Here is a 25800-nt window from a genome sequence, read left to right on the forward strand (position 1 = left end):
GGCACTGGGGTGGTCGGCACTGGGGTGCTCGGCACTGGGGTGGTCGGCGCGCGGGTGGTCAGGCACGTCGGGTGGTCAGGCACGTCGGGTGGTCAGGCACGTCGGGTGGTCAGGCACGTCGGGCATGCTACCAGCCATCCTGCAGCACCTCGTCGAGCCGGTCCACGAAGAAGTCGGCGCTCTCCCGGCTCAGGCACAGGGGCGGTTTGATCTTGAGCACGTTCTGCCGCTCCGAGGTGGGCTGCACGATCACGCCGAGCTCCAGCATCCGTTCGCAGATCGCTGTCGTCTCACTGGTCGCCGGTTCCAGGGAGTCCCGATCGCGCACGAGCTCCACTCCCAGATACAGGCCCATGCCGTGCACCATCCCGATCAGAGGATGCCGCTCCGCGAGGAGCGCGAGCCGGCCCGCCAGGTGCCGGCCGACGGCATCCGCATTCTCCTGCAGGGATTCGTCCCGGATGACGTCGAGCACGGCCAGGCCCGCGACGCAGCTGACCGGGCTGCCGCCGGCCGAGGAAAAGAAGTTGCCCTCGCGGGCCAGGGATTCGGCGATGTCGCGGCGGGTGAGCACCGCGCCGAGCGGATAGCCGTTGCCCATGGCCTTGGCCACGGTGATGATGTCCGGGACGACGCCCTGCTGCGCCGAGCCCCAGAAGTGGCTGCCGAGGCGGCCGTAGCCGACCTGCACCTCGTCGGCGATGCACAGCCCGCCGTGGGCACGGATCTGTTCGTAGACGAGGCCGAGGTAGCCCTCCGGGGGCACGACGCCGCCGGCGTTGCCCAGCACGGGCTCGGAGATGAAGGCGGCCAGGTCGCCTCCGGGGCCGTCCGGGTCGGCCAGGAGGTGCGCCAGATCGGCCGCGTAGTCCGCCGCCGCCGCGGCGCCTCGGTGCCGACCCCGATAGGAGTTCGGTGCATCGATGATGTGCACCCAGTCGGGCCGCGAGGCCACGGCGTGCGGGTTGTCGAAGGCGGAGGTCGACACGGCGTCGGACGCCATCGTCCAGCCGTGGTAGCCCTCCCGGAGGGCGACGACGCCGCCCCGGCCGGTGTGGATCCGGGCCAGGCGCAGGGCCAGGTCTACGGCCTCGCTCCCGCTGTTGACCAGCAGCACGGTGTCGAGGCCGGGGTCGGGCGATTTGGCCACGATCCGCTCGCAGAGGTCGGCCAGCGCCGAGTAGAGGAACCGGGAATTCGTGTTCAGCAGCCGCAGCTGGTCGCCCACGGCCCGGCTGAACCGGGGGTGGCTGTGTCCGATCACGGCGACGTTGTTGACCATGTCGACGTAGGAGCGGCCCCGGGTGTCGATGAGCAGTTCGCGCCACCCCCGTTCGATCTGCGGCGGCTGCTCGTAGTACTTCTCCTGCGCGGCGGCCATGACGGCGGCGCGCCGGGCCAGCTCCCCCGCGGGGTCGACGACGGATGCCTGCGGCGCCATCCCGAGCCACCGCGCCGGGTCCGGGGCGAGTCGGGCCCAGGCGGCGGCGCGGGAGGGCTGCGCGAAGTGCGGGGCCGGCAGGCCCGGGCGGGTGAGCTCCTGCACGGTCACCCGGCCGGCCGGGCTCGAAACGCCCAGGGTCTCCCCCGCGGCGACCGCTGCCCCGGGTGTGAGACCCGACGTGACGCCGCCGATGCGCAGCTCGATCCCGGCCAGGGCCAGGACCAGGCTGTCCCCGTCACCCTCCTCTGTGACCTCGACGGCGGTGACCACGGCGTCCGCGGGCGCGATGAGCTCCGATCCGGCGGGCAGGAAGACCTCGGTGAACAGGGCGAACGTGTGCGGTTCCCGCCGCGACAGCGACTGGGTCCGGGTGAGCCGGAACTGGCCGTAGGGGGCGACGGCGACGCGGCGACGGGTGAGGGCTGCGCGCGCGAGCTGCCCCTCGGCATCCGTTTGCTGCCAGAGGCCGTCGGCCAGGGCCGGGCTGGTCACCGTGAAGTCGAGCAGTTCGCAGTCGCCACCGGCGAGCGCGGGGATCAGCGGCACGATCCTGTCGGGGGCGATCGTTTCGGGCTCGGCACCGGCCCGGGACGGCCGGCCCAGCGCCTGCCGGATGGCCGCCTCCGCCTCCTCCCAGCCGATCGCGCTGGCCGCGGCGAACACGTGCCATTCCGCGTCCATCCGGTGGCGGGCGTAGTCGTTGTCCTCGTCGATGCGCACCTGCTGCTCGCCGCTGGCCACCAGCACCGCCCCGCGGAGCACGATCAGCGGCCAGAGCGCTACGATCTCGTCGTCGGTCAGGGGAACCACCTCGTCGAAGGCGACGATCGCCTCGAGGGCCGCGAACGGATTGTCCGGAACGTGGTGCAGCACGGATGCGGTGGTGACCGCGAGCTCCGCGACCAGCCACCCGGTTCCGAGGTCGCCGAAGTCGATGACCCCCTCGGGCAGGTGGTGGCCGTTCGGCAGCACCCGGCAGATCACGTTGTCATCGGTGATGTCCCCGTGGATGGTCTGCAGCCGGAGGCCGGACACCACGCCCGCGAGGCGCGCGGCGGCGCTGTCGGCGATGGCGCTCAGCCGCGCCCGGGTCTCCTCCTCGGGCACCCAGTGCACCAGCAGGTCGATCACGGCTTTCGCGTTGCGCAGGTCCCACTGCAACGTGCGGTCGAGCCCGTCCGCCGCGAAGTCCCGCAGGTGCATTGCCGTCGTGCCCGAGAGCCGGCCCAGCGCCCTGACCACCGGCGGGGCCAGATAGCCCTGCGCCTCGAGCGAGGGCCCTTCGATGAACGTCAGCAGCCGCACGGGGAGGGTGGCCTCCGCGGCCGGCCAGTGCTGACGGATGCTGCCGTTCAGTCCGTGCACCGGCCGCGGCACCCGCATCCCGCGTGCGGACAGGTACTCCATCACCGCGTCCTGCGCGGCCAGCTCCGTGGCGGAGAAGGCGGGGTTGTCGACCTTGAGCACGTACCGCTGGGCGCCTGGAGCCGCGTCATGGCGCGTGATCAGGAAGTTGCGGTCCTGCTGGCTGCCGAGTTCGCGGGCCGTGCCCAGGACCCCGAAAAGCGACGCCGCCATGGACTCGGCGTCCGTCGTGGTGATGTCCGGGCGGACGAGTCCCTCGCCACTGAAGAAATCAAAATCGGACACGTCGACGCTCCTCGCAGTTCGCGCACTGAATCCCGGCCGCCTGCCTGCACGACCACGGAATGCGGATTCCGTACTTTTTGGACTTGTTTTGGTTGTTTACGTCCGTTATTTTGGGTGACAATGACGGATAGCCTAATATAGCTTCAGAGAATGAAAATTCTTCTAGTTGGAGCCGGCGGCGTCGGCGACGCTTTCGCCAAGATCATCGCTCGCCGTTCCTTCTATGAACTGATCGTGGTCAGCGACTACGACCTCCGCCGCGCGGAGCGCACCGTCGCTTCGATCTCAGCCAAGCACGGAGAAGACGTCTCCGCTCGGTTCAAGGCCGTGCAGATCGACGCATCAGACCCCGAGCGGGTGGCAGCAGTTGCCCTCGAGCACGGGGCCACCCACGTGATGAATGCCGTCGAACCGAAGTTCGTTTCCAGCATATTCGCGGGATCCCTCGCTGCCGGTGCCGACTACGTCGACATGGCGATGAGCATGTCAAAGCCGCATCCCACCGACCCGCTCGCCCAGACCGGGGTCAAACTCGGCGACGAGCAGTTCGCGCAGGCCGCCGATTGGGAGAACACCGGACGCCTGGCCCTGGTCGGGATGGGCGTGGAGCCGGGGCTCTCTGACGTGTTCGCGCGGTACGCTTCCGACCACCTGTTCAGCGAGATCGACGAACTCGGCACCCGTGATGGCGCGAACCTGATCGTCCGGGACGAGAACGGCAATGAGATCTTCGCACCGTCGTTCAGCATCTGGACCACAATCGAAGAGTGCCTCAACCCTCCGGTGATCTTCGAAAGGGACCGCGGCTGGTTCACGACGGCCCCGTTCAGCGAGCCCGAGATGTTCGACTTCCCCGAGGGGATCGGCCCGGTCGAGTGCGTGAACGTTGAGCACGAAGAGGTGCTCCTAATGCCGCGCTGGCTAGAAGCGAAGCGGGTCACCTTCAAATACGGGCTCGGTGAGGAATTCATCGGCGTTCTGAAGACCCTGCACCTGCTCGGCCTCGACAGCGTCGAACCGGTGCGAGTGCGAGCCGCGGCCGGTTCCGCGATGGTCGCTCCCCGCGACGTCGTCGCGGCCTGCCTGCCTGACCCGGCGTCAATCGGACCCCGAATGACGGGAAAGACCTGCGCCGGCGTATGGGTCACCGGCTTGGGGCTGGACGGTGCCCCCCGAGAGGTCTACCTGTACCACGTCAGCGACAACGAGTGGACGATGAAGGAATACGACGCCCAGTGCGTGGTGTGGCAGACCGCACTCAATCCGGTGATTGCGTTGGAATTGCTCGCCGGAGGCGAGTGGGGCGGCGTCGGAGTACTGGGCCCGGAAGCCTTTGATGCAAAGCCTTTCCTCGAGTTGATGCAGGCACCCGAGCCCGCCGGCTACGGCCAGTCGTGGGGTTTCCAGGACCGCTTGCGCGGCTGAATGCGAGGAATCAGACCACAGGACGGTCGGTCGACTCGCGGGCACGCAGCACGTTCTTGACGGACGGCGGGCCGCTCCGCGAGTCACCATCGAGCCGGCTGAGCAGGAAATTGACCGCCGCTGTGGCCGTTTCCTCCGGGCTCAGGTCTACGGAGGTGATCGCCGGAGTGCTACTGCGGGTCTGCTCGGAATCAGACCCGGCAACGATCATCACGTCTCCGGGGATGGTGATGCCCGATTCCCAGAGACGCGCCTGCAGTCCGGAGGCATGCCGCCCCGTCAAACAGTAGATTCCGTCGGGTACCGGCTCCCCCGACTGCAGCATCGCCTCGGCGACGATTCGACCACCGCTCTCCCCGGAACGCTCGTCCTCCCGGTAGACGATCGCCTTCTGGCCCCGTCCGGCGCACCAGGAGCGATAGGCAATCTCGCTGTCCGCATTCCAGGCATTGGCATCCGTACCGGCGACGAGTGCGACACGCCGCGCGCCGCGGTCGAGCAGGTGGGCGAAGACCTCCGCCGCATCGGCCACGGTGCCCGTTCCGATCCAGTCAGTAAAGTCAGGCCGTTCCACGTCTCGGCCCACCGACACCAGAGGGATGCCGTTGCGCTTCAGCAATCCGATCACGGGATCGTTGCCGACCGGATCGGAAATGATGAAGCCGTCCACGGCGAGCGCGATCCCCGGCACGCTTCCGGTTGTCGGGTCACGCACCAGCATCAACCCGAACCCGCGGTCAAGCGCGGCCACGGCGGCGGCCCCGGCGAACCGCACGAAGTAGTCCACACCGACCGGCAGGTAGGAATCCAGGGTGTCGAGAGGGCGGATCACCAGCCCGAGAATGCCGAGACGATTGCTGCGGAGCCCCCGCGCGATCGCATCCGCGCTGTAGCCGAGGCTCGAGGCGGCATCGAGGACTCTCTGCCGCGTGGCCTCCGCCACCACACCCTTGCCGTTCAGGGCATGAGAAACAGTTGTGATCGAAACCCCGGCATTGCGCGCGACATCGTGAATGGTGACTCGCCGACCTGAAGTGCTCACGAGGAGCACTCTACTCCGTCAAATCAATTCACAAATCGTTTTGCATATTTCTCGACCAAAACGTTTTGTTCCGCTAGGTTCCTAAACACTGCACGGTCCGCCATCTCCCTCTCCAAGAAAATTAGGGGCTCCATATGAAGAAGAAAGCAGTCACCGCTCTGGCGGTACTCACCCTGGCTCTGACCGGCTGCGCCGGTGCGCCCCAGAGTTCCGAGGGCCCGAGCCTCGCCACCGACGATCTCCTGGTCACCACGCCAGAGGCCGCTGGCGAGCTCGACCTCGCCACCTGGAACCTACCCTTCGGCGAGCCTGCATCGCTCGACCCGATCAAGGCCTTCAACTACCCCGAGAACACTGTCGTCGCAAACCTCTGCGAAGGTCTGATGCAGCTGCAGCCCGACTACAGCATCACACCCAACCTGGCCGAGAAGGTGGAAAGCCCCGACGCGTCGACGTACATCTACACCGTGCGTCAGGGTGTCACCTTCTGGGACGGCCAGCCGATGACCACCGAGGACGTTCTCTTCAGCCTGGGTCGTCAGCTCGACCCGAACGAGGGCAGCTACTGGGCCGGGGGCATTGTCGACAACATCGCTTCCATCAACCAGACCGGTGATTGGGAGGTCACCGTCAAGCTCAAGGCACCGGATGCGACCTTCAACTCCTACATGGTCACCCCCGTGGGCACTGTGGTGGAAAAGGCACACCGCGAAGCCGCCGGCGAAGGCTACGGAACCCCCGCCGGCCTGGTCATGTGCACGGGCCCCTTCTCCGTCGGCGCTTGGAACGAGGGCCAGTCCATCTCCCTCCAGCGCAATGACAGCTATTGGAACGAGGACAGGGCAGCCAAGACCGCGCAGGTCGACATCAATTTCATCGTCGACTCCGCAGCCATCGCCAGCGCCCTGTCCACCGGTGCCATCGACGGCTCCTACGACGTGCCGTTGGGTGCGCTGAGCACCCTTCAGGACTCCACCGAGGGCACTCTCAACCTCGGACGTTCGCTGCAGCTGGTCGCCATCATCGGCACCGGCAAGGGCGCGTTCGCTGACCCTGCCGTGCGCAAGGCCCTCATGATGGCCACCGATCGGGAAGCCATCGCATCTACGGTGTTTGAAGGAACGGCCCAGGCCTCCCGATCGCTGATCCCCGACAACGGCTGGGCTTACGGCACGACAAAGTTCGAATCCGGCCGGGCCAAGCTCGCGCCGACCGGCGTCGACATCGACGGAGCTAAGGAAGCGCTCAAGGCTGCCACGGTCGACCTGACTCAGCCGATCAAGATCGTTTACCCCTCCGAGCGCACGTACTACGCCGACATCATCTCGGAGATCGCCAACGGCGCTGCTGCCATCGGGCTGACGGTGGAGCCGGAAGGAATCCCGAGCGCCCAGTTCGGTGCGTTCTTCTCAGACCCGAAGGCACGCGAGGGCCACGACGCGTTTGTGACCAACAACTACATGGACGTGCCGGACCCGCTCGCCTTCCTCCGGACCATTATGGGCACCGGCGGATCTCAGAACTACAACGAGTACAGCAACCCGGAGGTCGACGACCTGCTCGCCGAGGCCGCCGCCACGACCGACGAAGACAAGCGCGCTGCGCTCGTGAATCAGATCCAGGACATCGCCATGACAGACCTGCCCTGGATCCCGATCGCCGACCCCTCGGTGCGACTGTTCCTCAACAAGCGGGTTACGGGCGTCCCGGCATCCTTCGTCTACCTCTACTACCCCTGGGCCGCTGACCTCGGGGCCGCGGCCAAGTAGTTGATCGGGATCGAGAAGGGGTTATCTCAGTGATGTTCATGACGCGAAGGCTGCTCGCTCTGGCCGGGGTGCTCGTTGTGTCGAGCTTCCTGGTGTTCGCCGCCATGTACGCGGCACCCGGCAGCCCGGAGAACTTCCTGGTTCAGGGGCGCACCGTTTCGCCGGACGTGTTGGCCGCGATCCGCGAACAGTACTCACTGGATGACCCCTTCTTCGTCCGCTTCTGGAACTGGCTCACCAACGTTCTACAGGGCGACTTCGGGCAGTCCCTTGCCAACCGTCAAGAAGTGGGCGATCTGCTCGCCAACCGCCTGCCCACCACGCTGATGCTCGTGCTGCTCGCAGCCATCGTGATCGTGGTGCTAGGTGTCGGACTCGGCATCGGGGCCGGCGTCCGCGATGGAATCGTCGACAAGGTCGTGCTCCTGGGTTCCAACCTGGGATTCGCTGTTCCGACCTTCTTCGCGGCTCTGCTCCTGATGAGCATCTTCAGCGTCGGCCTGGGCTGGTTCCCCGTCTTCGGTTCCGGGACGGGCCTTCTCGATCGCATCTGGCACCTCACGCTCCCGGCGCTCGCCCTTGCCCTGCCGTCCGCTGCCGTGGTCGCCCGCATCACCCGCACCGCCATTCGGGAGGAGCGAGACTCCGAGCACTCCGTCATGGCGAGTGCCCGCGGAGTTCCTGCCATGCTCGTCCTGCGCCGCCACGTCATACGCAATTCCATGCTCCCGGTGAGCACCATTGTCGGCGTTCACATCGCAGGGCTGATCGCCGGATCCTTCGTCGTGGAATACGCCTTCACCCTCGACGGGCTCGGCACTCTGCTGGTGGGAGCGGTTCAGCGAAAAGACTTCGCAGTCGTGCAGGCAATCGCGATCATCCTGGTCGCGGCATTCGGCATCATCAACCTGCTCGTCGACGTGCTGTACGCAGCCATCGACCCGCGGGTAGGAACGAGGCGCAGCAAGTGAGCAGGTTCTTTCAACGAATGGGCCCCCTCGGCTCCATCGCCGTCGGCTTCGTCGCCCTGGTTGTGCTCGGCGCCCTGCTGGCACCGATCATCGCCCCTTACGACCCGACCATCGGCTCCGTCACCCAGCGCTACCAAGGCCCCAGCATGGCCCACCTGCTCGGCACGGACCAGGCAGGTAGAGACATCTTCTCCCGGCTGCTCTGGGGAGCGCGCTCCAGCCTGACCGGCCCATTGATCGTGGTCGTCATCACGGCGGTCTTCGGCACGACGCTGGCACTGACCAGCGTCTGGTGGGGTGGAATCGTGGACTCGTTCATGAGTCGGGTGCTCGACCTTCTGTTCGCATTCCCCAACCTCCTGCTCGCGATGCTCGCCATCGCCGTCTTCGGACCCAGCCTCACCACAGCCGCGCTCGCTCTGTCGATCGCGTACATCCCGTACACGGCCCGAGTCATCCGCAGCACGGCCATGCGCGAACGTAACCTGCCCTACACACGATCGCCACAGCTGCAGGGTATCTCCGGTGTCACCATCACGACCCGGCACCTGCTGCCCAACGTGGCTCCACTCATCGTGACCGGGGCGACGATCAACTTTGGCTTCGCGATGATCGAACTCGCCGCCCTGTCTTTCCTGGGTCTTGGTGTGCAGCCACCCCAGGCCGACTGGGGCCTCATGGTCTCCAACGGGCAGCAATCCCTGCTCAAGGGATACCCGGCCGAGAGTGTCCTTGCCGGGTTGTGCATCGTGCTGACCGTGGCCGCCCTCGGCTACATCGGCGAACGACTGGGTGGCCGCGCGGCCGCCGGAAGGAAGGCCTGATGCTGGACATTCGTGGTCTCAACCTAGCCATCGCCGGTGAGCACTCGTCGCGCCAGATCCTCAATAACGTGTCGATCACCGTCGATTCCGGCGAGGCCGTCGGGTTGGTCGGCGAATCGGGCAGTGGAAAGTCGATGACCCTGCGGTCGATTCTCCGCACTGAACCAAGAAATGCTAGGGTCACCGGCAGCATCACCCTCGACGGGATCGACGTGCTCGCGCTGCGGGGTGAGCCGCTACGCCTGATGCGCGCAAGGGACGTCTCGATGATCGCCCAAAACCCGCACGCGGTGCTCAACCCAGTGCTTCCCATCCGGCAGTACCTCGTCGAGGGCATGCACGATGCCCAGGGGCTCTCCGTTCGATCAGCCCGGCTCCGCGCCGGCGAGCTCCTCGAGCAGGTCGGCATCGACCACGTGGACCGCGTCCTCGGTTCGTACCCACACCAGCTCTCAGGGGGAATGCTCCAGCGGGTCGTGATCGCGGGGGCGATCGCCGGGAGACCGCGACTCATGCTCGCGGACGAGCCGACGACTGCCCTTGACGTCACCACCCAGGCGGAGGTAATGGCGATCCTTGACGATTGCAGGCGTGAACTCGGCATGGCCATGCTGTTCGTCACCCATGATCTCGACCTTGCCGCCGCGATCTGCGACCGGATCAACGTCATGAAGGACGGCGTCGTAGTGGAGACCGGCGCGCCGGAACAGCTCCGCGACGATCCGCAGCATCACTACACACGGGAGTTGATGGACTCCCGCCCGGCCGGCGTGATCTGGACCCGCACAGCAGGAGGCGCCGAATGACCACGCCCGCGATTACCGTCGAGTCGCTCACCAAGACGTTTCACACCGGTCACTCCAGCGGGGCAGTGACGGCGCTCGATGCGGTCACGCTGACGGTCGAGTCCGGGTCTTGTCTGGCCGTGGTCGGCGAGTCAGGGTCAGGCAAGACCACGCTGGCACGCATCATCGTCGGGCTGGAGACCTCAGACTCGGGCACCGTCAGGGTTGCGGGCCACCCGGTCGCAGCCAAGGCGAACCGGCGCGAATTGCGCCGCCGGGCGCGTCAGATCCAGATGGTTTTCCAGGACCCGCAGAGTTCACTCAACCGCCGCCTGCCGGTGCAGACCGCCGTAGACGAGGTCCTGCGCGCCCACACCTCCCTCGATCGTGCGGCCAGACGGGCGCGCTGCATCGAGTTGTTCGCACAGGTGGGCTTGGAACCGCACCAGCTGGGAGCGCTTCCGGGCGAGCTCTCCGGCGGCCAAAGGCAGCGCGTGGCCATTGCCCGCGCCCTCGCCGCTGATCCTGCCGTCATCGTGTTGGACGAGTCTGTGGCGGCGCTCGATGTCACCGTCCAGGCACAAATCCTTGCCCTCCTGACCGAGCTGCGCCAGTCCAGGGGGCTGACCTATCTCTTCATCACACACGATTTGTCGGTCGTACAGATGATCGCCGATCAGGTCGTCGTGATGCGCCGCGGAAGCATTGTGGAGCGCGGCTCCACCGCCGAAGTATTGACCAACCCGCAGCATCCGTACACTCAACTGCTTCTCGAGTGTGCACCTCGCCCCGGCTGGAAACCCCAGCGCGGCGTTATCCGTGCCCTTCGGGAGGAAATCACCTCATGATCACTGACCCTCCGATCACAATCCAAGTCGACTCAACGGATCCCTTCGGGCGCGGTCTGCAACGCGGCCGCGCGATCCGCGATGTGCTGGCCGAGAGCCTCTCCATCTACCTCGCTCTCTTCGCCACTGCCGGCATCAGCCCGGAGACGGTGCAGTTGAACGCGGAACTCGCGCTGCGGGCCACCAGGGAATGGTGCATGGACCTGGCCTCGGAGATGGAGGGAACCGCCGAGGGTTCCGGACTCGCCGTCTGGCAGGTGGCTGCCCTAAACGCACGCACCGAAATCCTCTCTGGAGGCCTCGGTGCGAAGCCGGGTGAATGCTCGACAATCGTGAACGCGCGGAACAATCCCATCGGCGCCCAAACGTGGGACTGGCATGACGAGTTGTCGGACCACTGGCACCTGCAGGAGGTACGCGGGAACGCCCGCGACTTCGTCGGCCTGACCGAGTACGGCATCATCAGCAAAATCGGCATCAACGATGCCGGCGTCGGCATTCTGCTCAATATCCTGGGCCACCGGGCCGACCGGGCCGACGGGGTTCCCGTGCACCTGGTCGGAGCCCGGGTGCTGGCTCAGGCGTCAACCCTTGCAGAGGCGGTCGACATTCTGCTCAGCGCACCCGTCAGCACATCCAGCGCCATTACCGTCGTGAGTCCGGAAGGCGCCGTGATCGTTGAGTTGAGCCCGGTGGGTGCAGCGGTTGTCCAGCCGCAGAACGACGTGCTGCTCCACACGAACCATTTCCTCGATGACCGGCTGGCCCAGGGCGAAAAGCCGGGCCTGTACGACCCGGACTCTCAGTTGCGCCTCGCAACGCTGACAGACCGGGTACGTCTTTCGCCGCTTCCGCCTGATGCGTCAGGCCTCTTGCCGTTCCTCGTATCCCAACCCGGTGACCCGGCCCAGCTCTGCTGCGTTCCCGCGGATGGTGCCGTTCTAGGCGACCGCTGGGCAACCTTGGCAACGATAACCCTGGACTCCGCCGCGCGAGGGATGACGGTGTCGGCGGGCTCTCCTGCGGACACAATCGACACCGAGACGGTGCGATTGGTAGCTGAACACCGAACCGGCGGTGTGGGGCGCTGATCCTGGAGGTGACACCATCTCATCGTCTCGGACATGGACGGCACCCTGCTCGACGACGACGGCCACGTGCCGGACGCGTTCTGGCCTCTCCTCGATGACCTCCTGCGGGCCGGAATCGTCTTCGTTCCCGCCAGCGGCCGGCAGTACCAGACCCTCCACGGCATGTTCGGCGAGCGCGACGGACTGATCTACATCGCGGAAAACGGCACCAGCGTGATGCAGGGCGGCTCCAGCCTGCACCGCGAACCCGTCGAGGACGCGGCCATCGCCCCGCTCGTGGAGTGGGTGCGCACCACCGTGGCCGACGGAGCCGACCTGGGCATCGTCGTCTGCGGCGCCCGGACCGCCTACATCGAGCGCACCGATGCGGCCTTCGTCGACCACGTCCGCCGCTATTACGCCGCCGTCGAGATCGTTGCGGACGTGCACGCCGCCTGCCTCGATGACGATGTGCTGAAGCTGGCAATCTACGACGCAGGCCGGGCCGAGACGCGCAGCGGCCCGGCCATCCGGGGCCTGGGGCTGCCGGCCGATGTCGTGGTCTCGGGCCCGAACTGGGTCGATGTGATGCACCGGGGCGCGAACAAGGGCCGGGCGCTGGTGCGGCTGCAGCGACATCTGGGGGTCAGCCGGGAGCAGACGATGGCATTCGGCGACTACCTCAACGACGCCGAGATGCTCGACGCCGCCGGGCACTCCTACGCGATGGCCAACGCGCACGCAAGCATCCGTGCGCGTGCCCGCCACACCGCGGCGTCGAACGCGGAGGCGGGCGTGGTCAGCAGCATCCGTGAGGCCCTGCCGAACCTGAAGCCGGTGCTTGTCCCCTAGCGCTTGTCTCCTGGCGCGGGCAGCCATATGATATATCATTAGTGAAGCGATAATCGAACTCTGCGTTCTATTATCGAACGCGCGCTTTACCCGCAACAGCCAGCACGCAACGACAGTGACGTCCGTTTCGCCCGCAGATCCGCCCACAAAGAAGTGAGGAAGCCGTGCAGTTCCACCACCACGGATACGTGTCCACAGACCCGCGCATTCAGGACGCCGCGGGGGTCGGCATCGATCGCCCCGACGAGCTCCCCGAGAACGTCGACGTTCTCATCGTCGGAACGGGTCCCGCCGGCATGATCACCGCCGCCCAGCTCTCCCACTTCCCCGGCATCACGACTCGCATCGTGGAGCGTCGCGGCGAGCGCCTGGCGATCGGCCAGGCCGACGGCATCCAGGCCCGCAGCGTCGAGACCTTCCAGGCGTTCGGTTTCGCGGAGCGCATCATCGCGGAGGCGTACCGCATCACCGAGATGGCCTTCTGGACGCCGGACCCCACGGATGCGTCCCGCATCGTCCGCTCCGCCCGCGCGGTCGACGACCCGGCCGGCATCAGCGAGTTTCCGCACCTCATCGTCAACCAGGCCCGCGTGCTGGACTACTTCGCAGAGGTGATGGCCAATTCGCCGACGCGGATGGAGCCGGATTACGGCTTCGACTTCCGCAGCCTGGTGAACACCGACGAGGGCGACTACCCCGTGACGGTGACGCTGGTGCACACCGACGGTGAACGGGCGGGCCAGGAGCGTATCGTCCATGCCAGGTACGTTGTCGGCGCGGACGGCGCCCGCAGCGCCGTGCGCGATTCCATCGGCTGCACGCTCGCCGGCGACCAGGCGTTCCACGCCTGGGGAGTGATGGACGTTCTCGCGGTCACCGACTTCCCGGACATCCGGATGAAGTGCGCGATCCAGTCCGGGACCGGCGGCAACATCCTGCTCATCCCTCGTGAGGGCGGCTATCTGTTCCGCATGTACGTCGACCTGGGCGAGGTGTCCGCCGACGACAACGGAGCGGTGCGCAAGACGACGATCGACGAGATCATCGCGAAGGCCAACGCCATCATCCACCCCTACACGCTGGACGTGAAGAACGTCGCCTGGCACAGCGTCTACGAGGTCGCCCACCGTCTCACCGACCGATTCGACGACGTGCTGCCGGCCGAGGTCGGCACCCGCACACCGCGGGTCTTCATCACCGGCGACGCCTGCCACACGCACAGTGCGAAGGCCGGTCAGGGCATGAACGTGTCGATGCAGGACGGCTTCAACCTGGCCTGGAAGCTCGCCTATGTACTCGAAGGCCGCAGCCCAGAATCCCTGCTCGGCACGTACTCGGCCGAGCGTCAGGTCATCGCCAGGAACCTGATCGACTTCGACAAGCAGTGGTCGACCCTGATGGCGACCAGGCCGGAGGACCTCGAGGTGCCGCTGGAGGACTTCTACACTCGGACGGCGGAGTTCCCGTCCGGGTTCATGACGGAATACCCGCCGTCGATGCTGATCGGTGCGGCGGCCGACCAGCCGCTGGCCGCAGGGTTCCCGCTCGGCAAGCGCTTCAAGTCCGCCTCGGTGGTGCGCGTCGGAGACGCCAACCCCGTGCAGCTCGGACACCACCACCGAGCGGATGGCCGCTGGCGTCTGTACGCGTTCGCGGATGCCGCGGCATCCGGTGAGGCCTCGGCGCTCTCGGACTGGGCCGAATGGTTGCAGACGTCGCCGGAGTCCCCGCTGATCCTGCACACTCCCGGCGGGACCGACATCGACAGTGTCTTCGACGTCAAAGTGATCTACCAGCAGGACCACACCGGCGTGGACATCGGCAGCGTTCCGGCCGCGTTCCTGCCGAAGATCGGCCCGTTCGAGCTGATCGACTACGAGAAGGTGTACTCCACCGACCCGGAGCACGACATCTTCGAACTTCGCGGGATCGACCGCGGCGGCGCCGTCGTGGTGGTTCGACCGGACCAGTACGTGGCGAACGTGCTGCCCCTGGCCGAGACCGAGGAACTGGCGGCGTTCTTCCGGCAGGTGCTGCTCGTTCGGTAGACGCCCCCGCGGGGCGCCCCCTTTGGGGCGCCCCGCGGCTACTCGGCGGTCGGCCGCTGGCGTTGACGTTTGGTTGCCGACCGCTGCTGCTTCGCGGCGAGGTGCCGACGGCCCGAACCCCGGGTGGGTTTCGTCGGCCGGCGGGGCGCCGCGGCGGGAGCCAGGCATCCGGCCACGAGGTCGGCGAGCTTGGCCCGGGCGATTTCTCGATTGCGCAACTGGGAGCGCCGCTCCGACGCTGTCACGGTGATCACCCCGTCGACGAGACGTTTGGCGAGGCGGGAGAGCAGCAGCATCCGCTGTTCATCGGAGAGCGCCGCCGACTCGGCGACGTTCCAGAAAAGCTCGACCCGGCTGTCGGACGTGTTGACGTGCTGACCGCCCGGACCGGAGGACCGCGAGAACCGCCAGCCGAGTTCGCGCTCGGGAACGGTCAACGCGGGCGTTACCTCCAGGTCCATGCACCCAGCGTCGCACGATCTGCGGCATTCGGCCTGAGGGGAGGCCGCATGGTAGCCTTTCCCCCTATTTGAGGAGTGCTGTGAACACGGCTTTGACTAACCCCGCGCCCATCGGCGCTTCTCGTTTCAGCACGCCGATGATGAGAGTTTCCGTCCTCGCCGCGGCGCTCCTCCTCTCGGTTCTGGGCCTGACGTTCGCCCCCTCCGGCGGACCCGCGTCGGCTGCGGAGACGATCGCCCAGTGCAACAATGTGGACAACACCCCCGGTCTGGGCCTGAACTGCGACGTGACCGTGGTCAACAACCTCAACGTCGCCACCGGAGTGGCCAATTCCACCGTCACCGTCAAGGAATGCCACGGCCCCGCGAACACGGAGCCGACCTGCACGACCTCGACGAAGAGCTATGACGCGCTCACCACATCGGTCAGCCAGTGCAACTATGCCGCGAACGGCGGCGGCGCCAGCGTCATCTGCAACGTAGACGTCACCAACAACATCACCGGGGCGGCGTCCACGGGCGTCACCGGCGCAACCGTCAACCAGTGCAACGGATCCGGGGCGGAAGGCACCGCACCGACCCTGAACTGCGACCCGTTCCCCGCCAACGTATCCGGCGCGACGATCACCCAGTGCAACGGATCAGTGAACGGCGGCGGCGCTTCCGATCGCGTCACCTGCACGGTGACCCCCTCGACCATGAGCGCGCAGCTGCCGGTCTCGATCAACCAGTGCAACAACACGGCCAACGGCGGCGGATCCGTCGTCACCTGCGCCGCCTCGCTGAAGAACATCAGCCTTGCCTCCTCGACGACGCCCACACCGAAGGCGTCGCCGGTCGCCAAGAACAAACTGCACGACTCCAAGACCGACGGCTTCACGCACGTCTCAGCCGGCGGTAACGACTCCCCCGTCTTCCTCGGGGCCGGAGCGCTGCTGCTGGCCGGGCTGCTGACCGCAGCCTTCGCCGCACGCCGGATTGGTGCCCGTCGCTAAACCGGCGCTGCTCGGCGGAGTAGCGGCGCTTCTCTTAGTGATGTCGGTCGGGTGGATCCTTCTCCACCCGACCGGCCCGGAGACAGCCCCGACGGCCCTGCCGACACCCTCGATTCACCGCGTCACACCGGCGACACCGGCCGCGCCCCTGCCCGTTGCCCCGGACGTTCCCTCGGCTACACCTGCGCCTGATGTCGTGATCAACGCATCCGTGCCGCTGCGTCTCACGGTCCCCTCGATCGGGATCGACGGAGCCGTCTCCAAATACACGCAGTCGATGATCGACAGCCGTGGCGGCTTCGATCCGACCGAACTCACCACCATCGCCTGGGACACGACCATTGCCGGCGGTCTGGCCGGCACGGACTCGACCAATACGGTCTACCTGTACGGACACTCCTGGGTTGACACCGCGGTCTTCAACGACCTGAAGGATCTGCGTCCCGGAGCCGTCGCGAGCATCGACACGGCAAACGGGAGGCTATGCTACGTCGAGCAGAAGTCCCTCAAGCTGGACAAAGCGCAGTACAAGAACAACGACGAACTCACCGACGCCATCCCCAACCGTCTGGTTCTCGTCAGCTGCTACCGCCCCGTGGGCTACGACCCGAACTCCGCCACCGTGCAGAACATCGTCGCGGTGCTGCAACTGGACCAGGACAAGACAAACGTCGGTTGCTGATCACTCGGCCCGCGCGGCCTCGGCAGGCAACGGAAGTGTTCGCACGCTCTCGAACCGGCGCAGCTCCCCGTCGATGGGATCGGTGAACGTCACCTCACTCGCCAGGAGCTGCAGCGGCCGGGTGAAATCGTCGATCGCGACATCCTGAACGACGGGGTACACCGGGTCATCGATGATCGGGATCCCCAGGCCCAGCATGTGCATCCGCAGCTGATGGGTGCGGCCGGTGCGCGGCGTCAGCCGATAGACGCCGATGTCCTGCACGCCGTCCTGCACACCGCCCTGCAGGACGGTCTCCAGCTCGATCAGCGACTCGGCGTTGGCCGGATCGTCGGTCACCTCGGCCTGCCAGTGGCCTCGCCTGGTGGCGAGGTGGTTGCGGACGGTGACGGGGAGATCAAGTTCCGGCCGCAGGGGGGCCAGCGCACGATACGTCTTGCCGACCTCGCCGCGTTGGAACATCGTTTGATACGCCCCGCGCCACCGTCGCTCGGTCGCGAGGACCAGAAGGCCCGACGTCACCCGGTCCAGGCGATGCAACGGCGAGAGCTCGGGCAGCCCCAACTCGGCGCGCAGGCGCACCACCACACTCTGCAGGACGTGCCGACCACGCGGAATCGTCGACAGAAAGGCCGGCTTGTCGATCACGACGAGTCGGGCGTCCCGATGGACTACGTGGATGATACCGGGCACGAAGGCCTCATCGGCGAGGTCGCGATGAAACCAGACGAAGGTATGGGGCTGGTAGGGGTCGCTGCCGACGACCGGCTCGCCCGACTGATAGGCGAAGCGCTCCCCGGCCAGAAAAGCGGCGACATCGACGAACTCGGCGAGACGCTCGAGCAACCAGGCGCCCATGGTCGGCCACGGATGCGGCCGGGCGCGGTCCCGATCGGGCGTGCTCACCCAGGCGGCATCGAGCCCGTGGCGTTGCGGCAACGGTGAGGGCGGGGGCATTCACTGATCGTACGTCGCCCGGTATCCGTCTCACCAACTCGGTGGCGGCCGCGGCGAGCCGAAGCGAATCGCCGCCAACCCCTACAGGTAGTATGGAGATCACACCCCAACCACTACATATGGTTCCTTCGCCCGGCTCAACCCCCCCGCCCGATTGTCGTGGGTGCTGACCCCAAGGAGATGGCACAGAGTGTTGAAAATGGAAAACCCCGGCGCAGGAACCGTCCCGACGGGGAACACTCCGAGCACGCTCATGGTGGCCAAACGGGATGGACGCCGGCTCGCCTTCGATGACGCCCGCATCTACGCGGCACTCGCCAAGAGCTTCACGGAGGTCAACGGTGAGCTGACCCCGCTCACGCACCGCACCATCCGTGATCTGGTCGCTCGCGTCAATCGCGAGATAGCCTCCCGCTTCGCGGTGGACATAAAAATCTACGAGGTGCAGAACATCGTGGAACATGCCCTGCTGGACAGCAAGGAATACGACGCAGCCGAGGCATACATTAATTACCGCATCCAGCGGGACTTCGCACGCAGCAAAGCCACCGACATCAACCACTCGATCGTCAAACTGATCAGCAAAGACCAATCGGTCGTCAACGAGAACGCCAACAAGGACAGCGACGTCTTCAACACCCAGCGCGACCTGACCGCCGGAGCCGTGGGCAAGGCCATCGGCCTGAAAATGCTGCCCCCGCACGTCGCGAACGCCCACCAGAAGGGCGACCTGCACTACCACGACCTCGACTACCACCCCTATGCGCCGATGACGAACTGCTGCCTCATCGACTTCAAGACCATGCTGAGTCAGGGCTTCCGGATCGGCAACGCCGACGTCGATCCGCCCCGGTCGGTTCAGACGGCCACGGCCCAAATCTCCCAGATCATCGCTAACGTCTCATCGACCCAGTACGGCGGATGCTCCGGCAACCGCATCGACGAGGTGCTCGCCCCCTACGCCGAGAAGAACCTCGAGAAGCACCTGGCCGACGCCCGGAAGTGGATAACGGACGAGTCGCAGCACCAGCCGTACGCCGAGGAGAAGACCCTCAAGGACATCTACGACGCGATGCAGAGCCTCGAGTACGAGATCAACACCCTGTTCACCTCGAACGGGCAGACACCGTTCACTTCCCTCGGCTTCGGCCTCGGCACCAGCTGGTTCGAGCGCGAGATCCAGAAGGCGATCCTGCAGATCCGGATCGAGGGGCTGGGCAGCGAAAAGCGCACGGCGATCTTCCCGAAGCTGATCTTCACCGTCAAGCGGGGCCTCAACCTCGAACCGGCCGACCCGAACTACGACATCAAGCAGCTGGCGCTGGAGTGTTCCACCAAGCGCATGTACCCGGACATCCTCAACTACGACAAGATCGTCGAACTCACCGGCAGCTTCAAGGTGCCGATGGGCTGCCGCTCGTTCCTGCAGGGCTGGACCGACGAGGACGGCAACGACGTCTCCGAAGGCCGGATGAACCTCGGAGTCGTGACGCTCAATCTGCCCCGGATCGCCCTCGAGGCCGCCGGCGACAAGGGAAAGTTCTGGAGCATTCTCGCCGAGCGGGTGAGCACGGCGCGCGACGCTCTGCTCTTTCGAATCGAGCGGTGCAAGGAAGCGACCCCGCAGAACGCCCCGATTCTTTACGTCTACGGCGCCTTCGGCCAGCACCTGTCGGCCGGCCAGCCGGTCGACACCCTCTTCAAGAACAAGCGGGCCACGGTGTCCCTCGGCTACATCGGCCTCTACGAGGTGGCCGCGTCCTTCTACGGCGGCGACTGGGAAACCAACACCGAAGCCCGTGACTTCACCATCGACATCCTGCGCACGCTGCACGAGCGCACCACTGCGTGGAGCAACGAGTACGGCTACCAGTTCAGTGTGTACTCGACGCCGAGCGAGAGTCTGACCGACCGGTTCTGCCGACTCGACACCGAGAAATTCGGCTCCGTGCCGAACATCACCGACAAGGACTACTACACCAACAGCTTCCACTACGACGTGCGCAAGAACCCGACGCCGTTCGAGAAGCTGGACTTCGAGAAGATCTACCCGACGTATTCCTCCGGCGGGTTCATCCACTACTGCGAGTACCCGATCCTGCAGCAGAACCCCAAGGCACTCGAGGCCGTGTGGGACTACTCCTACGATCGGGTCGGCTACCTGGGCACCAACACCCCGATCGACCACTGTTACGCCTGTGGTTTCTCGGGCGACTTCGACGCCACCGAGCGCGGATTCGAATGCCCCGAGTGCGGAAACGCCGACCCGATGACCTGCGACGTCGTCAAGCGCACCTGCGGCTACCTCGGCAACCCGCAGGCCCGCCCGATGGTGCACGGCCGGCACACGGAGATCACCTCCCGGGTCAAGCACATGGCCGGCGCCACCGGCATCCGTGGGGCGGATGCCGCCGCATCCGTGGCCGCGGATGCGTAACCCCCAGCCCGGCGAGTGGCTGTCGGAGAAGCTGAGCCAGCAGCACGTCGGCGACTACAAACCCTTCGTCTTCGTCGACGGCGAGGGGGTGCGGTGCAGCCTGTACCTGTCCGGGTGCCTGTTCGCCTGTGAGGGCTGCTTCAACGAGGCCACCTGGAGTTTTCGCTACGGACAGCCGTACACCGGTGAACTCGAGGACCAGATCCTGGCAGACCTCGGCCAGGAGTATGTGCAGGGCCTCACCCTGCTCGGCGGCGAGCCGTTCCTCAACACCGGGGTGTGCCTGTCGCTCCTCGACCGGGTTCGCCGGGAACTCGGCTCGTCGAAGGACGTGTGGTGCTGGACCGGCTACACGTTCGAAGAGCTGCTGCTGGAAAGTGCGGACAAGCTCGCCCTGCTCGGCGCGATCGACGTTCTGGTCGACGGCCGGTTCGAACTGGGCAAGCGCGACCCGGGCCTGCAGTTCCGGGGCAGCAGCAACCAGCGGATCATCGACGTCAAGGCTTCCCTCGCCAGTGGCCAGGTGACGCTGTGGGGCGAACTAAAGGATGCGACCAGCAGCTATGAACAGATCGAGAAACGCAACCTGATCTAGAAGTTCTGGAAGTCAGAACAGTGGCCAGGGCACCGCGGGCATGTCGCCCCGCGGTGCCGGGAACCGGCCCTCAGTGCGGAGCCGATCGCAGCGCGCGGCCAGGGCGGCGATCTCGACGTCGCTGAGCAGCTCGGCGAGGGTGTCGCCGAGCTCGCCGGTCAGCCGGGACGTGACCCGGTCGATGCCGGCGAGTTCGTCGGCGCTGAGCTCTTCGCCCAGCCAGCCCCAGAGCACGGTGCGCAGCTTGTGGTCGGCGTGGAACGTGAGTCCGTGGTCGACGCCGTGCCGGTGCCCGCCCGGCATGGCGAGGATGTGGTCTCCCTTGCGATCGGCGTTGTTCACGACGATGTCGAACACGGCCATCCGTCGCAGCGCGGCCGAGTCTTCATGGATCAGCGTCACCGCCCGATTGTGCTCGTCCCGGCCGTCGAAGACCCGGCGCCAGCCCGGGGCCGGGGCGGCTTCCCACGGGACCAGATCGACGGCATCCTGTTCGGGATCCGGCTCCTGCCACAGCTGCACCATCCCGGGGCCCATCGGGCCGCCCCGCAGCCAGGTGCGGGGCACGACGTTCCAGTCGAAGGCCTGCGAGACCCGGTAGGCCGCGACCTCCCGGCCGGCCAGGTTGCCGTCCGGGAAATCCCACAGGGGATGCTCTCCGGCGATCGGCTTGTAGACCACTACCACGCCGCCGATGCTGCCGAGAAAGGTCGCGTTCGAGGCCGTCGTGATGCGGCCGGTGAGTTCGAGCTCGCCGTCGGCGAAGTCGGCGGCCATCGTCAGGGGCCGTCGGGGAAGCTGCAGACGTGCCCGTCCGGGTCGATGGGGCTGCCGCAGAGCGGGCAGAGGGGTCGACCGGCCCCGACCACCTCGTGCGTGCGCTTCGCGAATGCCCGGGCGGTGCCGACAGGCATCCGTACCAACAGCAATCCCTGCGGCTCCTTGGGGCCGGTCAGGATTTCGGCGAAGCTCTCGATCTCACCCGGGGCCTGGTGCGCCTCGATCACGATCTGCACGGTGGAGGGGTCCCAGACCAGGCTCATCGCGCCGGTTGTGAATTCTTCCGTGAGGGGCTGCTCCAGCGGCTCGTTGTCGACGAGCTCGATCGGAGTGTCGGTCGGGATGCCGAACGGATTGCCCTCGCGGGCCCGCAACTCGTCGAGCATCTCATCGACGGCATCCGCGAGCACAGCCGCGTGTTGCTTGTCCAGGCCGATGCTGATCAGGTGAGCCCCGGTGCGCGCCTGCAGGTAGAACCTGCGTGACCCGGGGAGGCCGACGGTGCCGACGACGACCCGATCCGGCCAGGCGAACTCATGGACGATAGTTGGCATGTGGGTATTTTAGGGGCCGGATGTGTGCGGCGCCTGACCGGCTCCGCCACCGACCTGCGCGTCGGCCGAGGGGGTGGCTGCGCCGAGCCAGGAGAGGTCGCCGGCGTCGGTGTTGATGGCGTGCACACTCGGGCGATTGACGCCGTATCGAACGATCGACACGGATGCCGGACCGACGTTGATGCGCTGGAACAGGTCAAGATGCATGCCGAGGGCGTCGGCCAGAACGGACTTGATGATGTCGCCGTGGCTCACCGCCACCCACACCGCACCCGGGCCGTGCTGAGCCTCGAACGCCGCGTCGTGACGGCGGATCGTGGCGACCGACCTGGCCTGCATGGCGGCCAGCGACTCGCCGCCGGGGAACACGGCGGCGGACGGCTGGGTCTGCACCACCGACCACAGCGCCTCCTTGGCGAGATCGCCGAGGGCCCGGCCCTGCCATTCTCCGTAGTCGCACTCGGTGATGCCCTCCTCCTCCACCAGGGTGCCCGGCGAGCGAGGCGAGCCCTCCGAGCCCGGCGTTGCCGACGTGATGGGCCCCACCAGCGAGCCGGCCTGGTGGTCGAGGATCAGTTGCGAGGTCTGCCGGCAGCGCTCGAGGGGGCTGGAGACCACGCCGACCAGGTTCACCGCCGCCAGGCGCTGGCCCGTGAGGGCTGCCTGTTCCTGCCCGATCTGGTCGAGCCTGACGCCGGGGGCGCGTCCGGCTAACATTCCGTCGGCATTCGCGGTGGTGCGTCCGTGCCGCACGAGGATGACTGTGGCCATGGGTACAGCCTAGGCATTGGTTCAGGGCAGACTCCCTCTCAGCCACTGGGCCAGTCCGACGCCCGGGGCCCGGCCTCCACCCGTCTGCGACAGCTCCTGTCCCAAGCGCGTCGAACCAATTCGACGGAACCAATTCGACGGAGATTTTGCGGAAAAACGCCCGTTCAGGCCTGTTGCAGCCCGTTTTGGGCAAAATCTCCGTCGAATTGGTTAGGGCACGGATCGCCCTGCACCGCTCGTCTTTCGATCGCGCCGGACCCTCTAGCATTGCCTGATGGACGCGCAGATGAACCCAGAAGTTGCAGCGAAGCCGCGCGCCAAGCGCGTCACGCACTGGTGGCCGCTGGTGAGCGGGCTGATGGCCCTCGGACTGGCCTTCATCCTCGGCGCTCTCATCGTGGTGCGCGACCAGGGCCTGCCCCTCTCCATCGACACCGAGTGGATGAAAGAGCTGATCGAGAATCGGGCGCCCATCTGGCAAACCCTCGCCCTGGCGATGGACACCCTGGGCGGCGGACTGGTCGCGATCATCATCCTGCCCGTTGTGATCGCCGTCGCCCTGCTGCTGGCGAAACGCCCCTGGGCCGCCGGTTACTTTCTCGCCGCAACGGTGGTGACCGGTGGAGTCGTGCAGCTGCTCAAGAATCTCTTCGGTCGGGCCCGCCCGGAGAACCTGATGACGAACCTCGATTTCGGATCGTTCCCCTCCGGGCACGTCGCCAACGCCGCGACCATGGCCGTGGTTCTGGGCATCCTCTTTCCGCGGGTCTGGGTCTGGGTGGCCGGTTCGGTATACACGATCGTCATGATGATGAGCCGCACCTACCTGGGTGCGCACTGGCTCACCGACACCATCGGTGCGCTGCTGCTCGGAATCGGCGTCGCCGTCGTCATCTGGGCGCCACTGGCCGCGAAACTCGACGGTGAGCACGAGCTCGCCAGAAGCCGGCCACCCGGACGGTTCTCCTGGTCGGTCCTTCACGACAAGCTCATGGTCGAACCACGGATGCTCGAAGCCGCCTCCCGCCGCCGGCTCTACCTGACCTCGATCGTACTGGCCGGCCTCGGTGCCGTGTTCTTCACGGTCATCCTCCTGTCCGTGCTGAACAAAAACGGCTTGACCGTCATCGACGAACCAGTGCAGGCATGGCTGGCCACGTGGCGCTCGCCCGCTCTGACGTCGGTCATGATCGGTCTGGCCATTCTCTTCGGGCCCATCGCGCTACCGATCACCCTGCTCGTCCTGACGCTCGCCTGGGGTGTCATCGGCAAGCACGCGCGGCGACCCGTGATCCTGGCTGCGGCCATGCTGGTCGGCGTCGTGCTGGGCCAGATCATCGGGCATTCGGTCAACCGCCACCGTCCGCCGACGGAACTCATGCTCTTCGGCCCCGATCCCTCGTTCTCCTTCCCGTCCGGGCACGTCCTCGGCGCGACAGACTTCGTGCTGCTCACGGCCTACCTCGTCTTCTCACGTCGCGCGAGCATCCGTGGAACGGTCGCCGGGTTCGGCTTCGCCGTGGTCTGCATCGTTGCCGCGGCCGTCAGCCGCGTCTATCTGGGTTACCACTGGGCCACGGATGCGCTGGCATCCGTTTCGCTGTCCCTGATCATTGTCGGCGGCGTGATCGCCTTCGACACCTGGCGCACCGCGCGCGTTCCCGAGGAGACGCGAGGTCTCGAGGGCACGAAAGAGGAGACTAAAGAGGAGACGAAAGAGGAGACGAAAGAGGAGACGAGGGGCGTCTAGTAGAGCCGGGCGCGCCACGCCCGACCGAAACAGTACGCCCCGTAGGCGATGAGCCCGATGGCGATCGCCGTCAGGATGATCTCGCCGGACGGCAGCGCGGCCAGGCTTTTCAGCGCCCCGTCGAGGCCGGTCGACTTGCTCGGGTCCAGCGTGAGCGCGGCGACACCGATCAGAACCGCCATCACACCCAGCGCGATGCCCTTGGCGATGTAGCCCACCATCCCCAGAGCGATGATGGCCGATCCGGCGGGGCCGCTCGGCACCGAGATGTCCGCGGTGAATTTCTTGAGCGCACCCTTGCGCACGAAGTAGCCGCCGATGGCGAGCACGACCAGAGCCACAGCCAGCAGCACGAACACACCGCCCGGGGCCGACATGAGACGGGCACTGGTGTCACGGGTGCTGCCGGCCGAATTCGTCGTTCCTCCGAGCGCGAACGTGGCAGCCGTCCCCGCGAGAACGAGGTAAACCGTCGCCTTACTCGTTTCGACCACTCGGTGCGACCATTTGCGCTTGGGATCGGCTCCCTGAATCAGGAACGCGCCCAGGAGCAGCCACAACCCGAGGGCGAACAGGCCGACCACGACGGCCCACAGCACAAAGACCCCGCCCGGGCTCGCCGCCAGCTGCCCGAACGCACCGGACTGATCGGCGGTGCCACCTCCGCCGACCGCAATGGCGATGGCGAGCCCGGCGATGAGAAGGTGCAACAAACCGTTCACGGCGAAGCCCAGCCGGGCCAGGATCTGCAGACTGTCGCTGCGCTTGGCCGTACGGGCGACTTTGGCCGCTGAATCACTGATCATGGGCTCAGCTTAGGACAGACCTCCGTCACTCCCCCGGAGCAGGTCGTGGGCGCTTGATTCTATGACGTCGTTGCCGCGCCGTGACCACGCAGGCGCCCCTTGGCACCACGTTCAACCAGCACAGGAACATACTCTCTGACCGGCCGCCCATCCAGGGCTTTGTGCTCTTCGAGGACCGCTCGCTCGATGCTCGACCGTGGAATGTGAGGGAATCTCTCGGCGAGTCGATCGACCACCTTCGCGATGGCCCTCAGTTCCTCATCAGTGCTCACGAGGCCATAGTC

General features: G+C 66.5%; 23 protein-coding genes. 14 read left to right on the plus strand and 9 right to left on the minus strand.

Annotated features, from left to right (window positions below):
* Positions 1 to 127: 127 nt before the first annotated feature.
* Positions 128 to 3094, minus strand: coding sequence for an aminotransferase (locus E3T37_RS14690; protein ID WP_134368018.1), 2967 nt, complete (start codon positions 3092 to 3094; stop codon positions 128 to 130).
* A gap of 150 nt (positions 3095 to 3244) precedes the next feature.
* Between E3T37_RS14690 and E3T37_RS14695 the strand changes: the two genes are divergently transcribed.
* Positions 3245 to 4519 carry a saccharopine dehydrogenase family protein gene (locus tag E3T37_RS14695; protein WP_134368019.1) on the plus strand — a complete coding sequence of 425 codons (1275 nt, stop codon included), beginning with the start codon at positions 3245 to 3247 and terminating at the stop codon, positions 4517 to 4519.
* Positions 4520 to 4529: 10 nt separating this feature from the next.
* Here E3T37_RS14695 and E3T37_RS14700 read toward each other — a convergent pair whose 3' ends face one another.
* Positions 4530 to 5561: a LacI family DNA-binding transcriptional regulator gene (locus E3T37_RS14700; RefSeq protein WP_134368020.1), complete on the minus strand. Its 1032-nt coding sequence runs from the start codon at positions 5559 to 5561 to the stop codon at positions 4530 to 4532.
* 134 nt (positions 5562 to 5695) lie between these two features.
* Here E3T37_RS14700 and E3T37_RS14705 point away from each other — a divergent pair, with 134 nt between their 5' ends.
* The 8 genes from E3T37_RS14705 (at position 5696) to E3T37_RS14740 (ending at position 14728) form a co-directional block, all read left to right on the plus strand.
* A complete protein-coding gene (locus tag E3T37_RS14705) occupies positions 5696 to 7330 on the plus strand; it encodes an ABC transporter substrate-binding protein (RefSeq protein WP_134368021.1) in 1635 nt (544 codons plus the stop codon).
* A 38-nt stretch (positions 7331 to 7368) separates the two neighbouring features.
* Entirely contained in the window at positions 7369 to 8301 is a 933-nt protein-coding gene (locus E3T37_RS14710) for an ABC transporter permease (RefSeq protein WP_241975751.1), read from the plus strand.
* Positions 8298 to 9125, plus strand: coding sequence for an ABC transporter permease (locus tag E3T37_RS14715; protein ID WP_134368023.1), 828 nt, complete (start codon positions 8298 to 8300; stop codon positions 9123 to 9125). The genes E3T37_RS14710 and E3T37_RS14715 overlap by 4 nt, the downstream gene beginning before the upstream one ends.
* On the plus strand, positions 9125 to 9931 hold the full coding sequence (locus E3T37_RS14720) for an ABC transporter ATP-binding protein (protein WP_134368024.1): 807 nt from the start codon (positions 9125 to 9127) through the stop codon (positions 9929 to 9931). Before E3T37_RS14715 ends, E3T37_RS14720 begins: the two co-directional genes overlap by 1 nt.
* Positions 9928 to 10758 carry an ABC transporter ATP-binding protein gene (locus E3T37_RS14725; RefSeq protein ID WP_134368025.1) on the plus strand — a complete coding sequence of 277 codons (831 nt, stop codon included), beginning with the start codon at positions 9928 to 9930 and terminating at the stop codon, positions 10756 to 10758. Before E3T37_RS14720 ends, E3T37_RS14725 begins: the two co-directional genes overlap by 4 nt.
* Entirely contained in the window at positions 10755 to 11849 is a 1095-nt protein-coding gene (locus E3T37_RS14730) for a C45 family peptidase (RefSeq protein WP_134402329.1), read from the plus strand. The genes E3T37_RS14725 and E3T37_RS14730 overlap by 4 nt, the downstream gene beginning before the upstream one ends.
* Before the next feature lie 21 nt (positions 11850 to 11870).
* On the plus strand, positions 11871 to 12680 hold the full coding sequence (locus tag E3T37_RS14735; RefSeq protein ID WP_304992822.1) for a Cof-type HAD-IIB family hydrolase: 810 nt from the start codon (positions 11871 to 11873) through the stop codon (positions 12678 to 12680).
* Between the two features lie 164 nt (positions 12681 to 12844).
* On the plus strand, positions 12845 to 14728 hold the full coding sequence (locus E3T37_RS14740; protein WP_134368028.1) for an FAD-binding monooxygenase: 1884 nt from the start codon (positions 12845 to 12847) through the stop codon (positions 14726 to 14728).
* 38 nt (positions 14729 to 14766) lie between these two features.
* Here the strand turns inward: E3T37_RS14740 and arfB are convergent, their stop codons facing one another.
* Positions 14767 to 15189 carry an alternative ribosome rescue aminoacyl-tRNA hydrolase ArfB gene (gene arfB, locus E3T37_RS14745; RefSeq protein ID WP_134368029.1) on the minus strand — a complete coding sequence of 141 codons (423 nt, stop codon included), beginning with the start codon at positions 15187 to 15189 and terminating at the stop codon, positions 14767 to 14769.
* 140 nt (positions 15190 to 15329) lie between these two features.
* Between arfB and E3T37_RS14750 the strand changes: the two genes are divergently transcribed.
* Both E3T37_RS14750 and E3T37_RS14755 read left to right on the plus strand, forming a co-directional pair.
* Positions 15330 to 16184 (plus strand): hypothetical protein, encoded by an 855-nt coding sequence (locus E3T37_RS14750; protein WP_134368030.1) that lies wholly within the window; start codon positions 15330 to 15332, stop codon positions 16182 to 16184.
* Between the two features lie 196 nt (positions 16185 to 16380).
* Entirely contained in the window at positions 16381 to 16866 is a 486-nt protein-coding gene (locus E3T37_RS14755) for a class F sortase (protein WP_160141109.1), read from the plus strand.
* On the opposite strand, the gene E3T37_RS14760 is transcribed toward E3T37_RS14755, so the two are convergent.
* On the minus strand, positions 16867 to 17724 hold the full coding sequence (locus tag E3T37_RS14760; RefSeq protein WP_241978598.1) for a pseudouridine synthase: 858 nt from the start codon (positions 17722 to 17724) through the stop codon (positions 16867 to 16869).
* A 298-nt stretch (positions 17725 to 18022) separates the two neighbouring features.
* Between E3T37_RS14760 and nrdD the strand changes: the two genes are divergently transcribed.
* Positions 18023 to 20260 (plus strand): anaerobic ribonucleoside-triphosphate reductase, encoded by a 2238-nt coding sequence (gene nrdD / locus E3T37_RS14765; RefSeq protein ID WP_134368033.1) that lies wholly within the window; start codon positions 18023 to 18025, stop codon positions 20258 to 20260.
* On the plus strand, positions 20253 to 20855 hold the full coding sequence (gene nrdG / locus E3T37_RS14770; RefSeq protein ID WP_134368034.1) for an anaerobic ribonucleoside-triphosphate reductase activating protein: 603 nt from the start codon (positions 20253 to 20255) through the stop codon (positions 20853 to 20855). Before nrdD ends, nrdG begins: the two co-directional genes overlap by 8 nt.
* Before the next feature lie 12 nt (positions 20856 to 20867).
* Here the strand turns inward: nrdG and E3T37_RS14775 are convergent, their stop codons facing one another.
* The 3 genes from E3T37_RS14775 to E3T37_RS14785 are packed head-to-tail and all read right to left on the minus strand — an operon-like array spanning position 20868 to position 22960.
* On the minus strand, positions 20868 to 21632 hold the full coding sequence (locus E3T37_RS14775) for an SCO1664 family protein (RefSeq protein WP_134368035.1): 765 nt from the start codon (positions 21630 to 21632) through the stop codon (positions 20868 to 20870).
* Positions 21633 to 21634: 2 nt separating this feature from the next.
* Positions 21635 to 22189, minus strand: coding sequence for a DUF3090 family protein (locus tag E3T37_RS14780; protein ID WP_134368036.1), 555 nt, complete (start codon positions 22187 to 22189; stop codon positions 21635 to 21637).
* A 9-nt stretch (positions 22190 to 22198) separates the two neighbouring features.
* The gene (locus tag E3T37_RS14785) at positions 22199 to 22960 is read right to left on the minus strand and encodes a histidine phosphatase family protein (protein WP_134368037.1); all 762 of its coding nucleotides are present in this window, start codon (positions 22958 to 22960) and stop codon (positions 22199 to 22201) included.
* A gap of 274 nt (positions 22961 to 23234) precedes the next feature.
* On the opposite strand from E3T37_RS14785, the gene E3T37_RS17460 reads away from it, so the two are divergent.
* Complete coding sequence (locus E3T37_RS17460) at positions 23235 to 24710, plus strand: phosphatase PAP2 family protein (protein ID WP_241985435.1); 1476 nt, start codon at positions 23235 to 23237, stop codon at positions 24708 to 24710.
* Here the strand turns inward: E3T37_RS17460 and E3T37_RS14800 are convergent.
* Both E3T37_RS14800 and E3T37_RS17465 read right to left on the minus strand, forming a co-directional pair.
* A complete protein-coding gene (locus tag E3T37_RS14800) occupies positions 24707 to 25516 on the minus strand; it encodes a DUF1206 domain-containing protein (RefSeq protein ID WP_134368038.1) in 810 nt (269 codons plus the stop codon). The genes E3T37_RS17460 and E3T37_RS14800 overlap by 4 nt on opposite strands.
* Positions 25517 to 25575: 59 nt before the next feature.
* The gene (locus E3T37_RS17465; RefSeq protein WP_134368039.1) at positions 25576 to 25788 is read right to left on the minus strand and encodes a three-helix bundle dimerization domain-containing protein; all 213 of its coding nucleotides are present in this window, start codon (positions 25786 to 25788) and stop codon (positions 25576 to 25578) included.
* Between the last annotated feature and the right edge of the window lie 12 nt (positions 25789 to 25800).

It is taken from the genome of Cryobacterium sp. TMT2-10 (assembly GCF_004403075.1).
Taxonomy (GTDB): domain Bacteria; phylum Actinomycetota; class Actinomycetes; order Actinomycetales; family Microbacteriaceae; genus Cryobacterium; species Cryobacterium shii.